This is a genomic window from Halorubrum tibetense (genome assembly GCF_042661865.1).
In the GTDB taxonomy this organism is placed as follows: domain Archaea; phylum Halobacteriota; class Halobacteria; order Halobacteriales; family Haloferacaceae; genus Halorubrum; species Halorubrum tibetense.
The window spans coordinates 1-2,330 of the sequence record NZ_JBHSWW010000334.1 but is presented as its reverse complement, the minus strand read 5'-3'; the positions used below and the strand labels follow the sequence as shown (position 1 = coordinate 2,330).

Here is a 2,330-nt window from a genome sequence, read left to right as displayed (position 1 = left end):
TCGTGGGCGTCGTCGCCGGGGGCGGTGCCGCGCTCGTGAACGCGACCGCCGTCGCGTCGTCGCCCGAGTGGACCCCGCTTTTCGTCGGGGGTGTCGCGACCGCGTCCCTCTGGTCGCACCTCGCCGGCGACGTGATAACGCCGATGGGGATCCGGCCGTTTCGCCCGCTCTCCGGGGCACACTTCACTCTCGATCTGACGCCCGCAAAGAACCCGCGGGTGAACGTCCTCTTCCTCTCGGTCGGCGTACTCGCGTTGTCGACCGCGGTCATGCTCTCGATCTAAGCGGGCTCACCCTCCGTAGTCGTCACGTCGAACGCACCCTGTCAGTCGTCCGTCGCGGGCTCGACCTGCCCGCGGAGCCGGTCGACGACACTCGCCGGCATGACCGCCTCGGCGACCTCGAGGTCCCGCGGCGTGAGCACGTCGAGCGTCTGTCCGGCGAGAACGTACGTCGCGAGGACGACCACCGGCAACACGACGGCGACGACCGCGGCCGTCTCCACGACCGCGACGACCGCCCATCCGGCCGCGACCGCCGGCAGCCAAGCGAGAACGACCCGGCCGAGGTCGACCGTGAACGGGTGGATCCCGCGGAAGTAGTACACCTCCGCGAGCGCGGCGACCCCCGACAGCGTCAGCGCGAGAGCGGTGCCGACCCCCGCCCCGAGGATCCCGTATCGCGGCACGAGCGCCACGCTGAAGGCGACGTTCGCCACGAGCAGGAGCCCGGTGTTCACGAACACGAGCCGCGAGTGACCGAGCCCCTGGAGCAGTGCGCCGTCGGGGCCGCCGGCGGTGACGCTCACGAGGTAGCCGGCCACTAAGGCGACCACGACCCCGCTCGCGGCGGTGTACTGCGGGGTGAACACGAGCGCGAGGTACGTCTCGGCACCCAACACGAGGATCGCGGCGAACGGAAGCGAGAGGCCGAGCGCCCACCGCGTCGCGGTCCGGTACCGCTCCGAGACGGCGGCCCGGTCGTGTCTGGCCTCCGCGATCAGGGGTTTGAACACGGGCGCGAGCGACGAGAAGAAGACGAGCAGGTTCGCCGCCAGCATGTACCCGATCCGGTAGATACCCACGTCGTCGGACGCGAGGAAGTAACCGACGACGAAGTAGTCGACCTGGCCCATCACGACGTAGATCACGCCCGCGAGCGCGAGCGGCACCCCGTACCGAAGCACGTCCCCTGTCGGCGTGAACGAGACGGTTCCCCCTCTGAGCGCGTCCTGACGGAGGAGGAGGACGACGCCCAACGAGATCCCGACGACGAGCCCGATCACGTACCCGCCGACGACGCCGAGGAGGCCGAACCCGGCGAGCAACAGCCCGAGCGTGGCGACGAGCCGGACGGTCGGTCGGGTGAGATCCCGGACGTACACGCGGTACTTCAGCCGCTTGATCCCCCCGTACGACGCCATGAGCCCGTTGAACACCGCGAGCATCGGCAGCGCGACCGCGAGCAGCCGGAGCGCCGCCGCGAGTCCCGGCTCGTCGAACAGCCCCGCGAGCGCGTCGGCACTCAGGTACACCGCGATCCCCGTCGCCGTCGACGTCGCCAGAAGCAGGGCGAACACCTGGACGGTGACGCCGCGGGCCTTGCCGGGCTCGCCGCGGTCGAGATACTGGGGGACGAAGTAGTCGATCGCTCGGTGCAGCCCGGCGCTGGCGAACACCTGTGTGAGGTGGAGCACGGCCGTCGCGAGCACGAACAGCCCGTACACGCCGGGGCTGACGAGCCGCGTGATGACGGCGACGACGAGGAAGCCGAACCCCTTCTTTATCAGCTCCCCCGCGAAGGTGACGCTACCCTGTTGGGCCATCGTCTCCTCGGCGACGGTCGAGGACTGGACAGAGGTGTCCGTCGTGTCCTCGCGGGTCTCGATTGAGGGCTCCGAACCCGCGTTCGTCACCGTTTCCCTCGAGGAGTAGTCGGTCGACACCCGGTCACGGTCCGGTCAGTTCTCGGGTCGTCCGTGCCGGTCATCTCACGGGTTTCTGACGACGGCCGCCTCGTGGTCGACGACCTCGGCGGCTCGCTCCCCGACGTGGGGGAAGACGACGCGGAACGGCCAGCTGTCACCCGTGTCGACGCCGTCCACCTGTTCGACCGTGCTGTCCGCCACGTCCCCGTCCCCGTCGTGGAACTCGACGCGAACCTCCAAGTACGCGATCTCGACGTCTCGCGTCCGCTCGACCGTGCCTTCGGCGGCGACGGTCTCCTCCTCCGTGCCGGCGTGCTCGCGGACGAGCTCGCTCTCGACGACTCGCGCGGGCGGGTCGACGAGCTCCTCCGCCGGCCCGTCGCTACACCCGGCGACCGCGATC

Annotated in this window: 3 protein-coding genes; 1 reads left to right on the top strand and 2 read right to left on the bottom strand. The window is 70.1% G+C overall.

What is annotated here, in order from left to right; genetic code table 11:
- Positions 1 to 284: metal-dependent hydrolase (locus tag ACFQEU_RS14640; protein WP_379783356.1), on the top strand; the 284-nt coding region annotated here is incomplete at its 5' end.
- Positions 285 to 325: 41 nt separating this feature from the next.
- Here the strand turns inward: ACFQEU_RS14640 and ACFQEU_RS14635 are convergent.
- Together ACFQEU_RS14635 and ACFQEU_RS14630 are read right to left on the bottom strand one after the other, a co-directional pair.
- A complete protein-coding gene (locus ACFQEU_RS14635; protein WP_379783354.1) occupies positions 326 to 1,915 on the bottom strand; it encodes a flippase in 1,590 nt (529 codons plus the stop codon).
- A 75-nt stretch (positions 1,916 to 1,990) separates the two neighbouring features.
- The coding region (locus tag ACFQEU_RS14630; RefSeq protein ID WP_379783352.1) for an FxLYD domain-containing protein at positions 1,991 to 2,330 on the bottom strand (340 nt) is incomplete at its 5' end.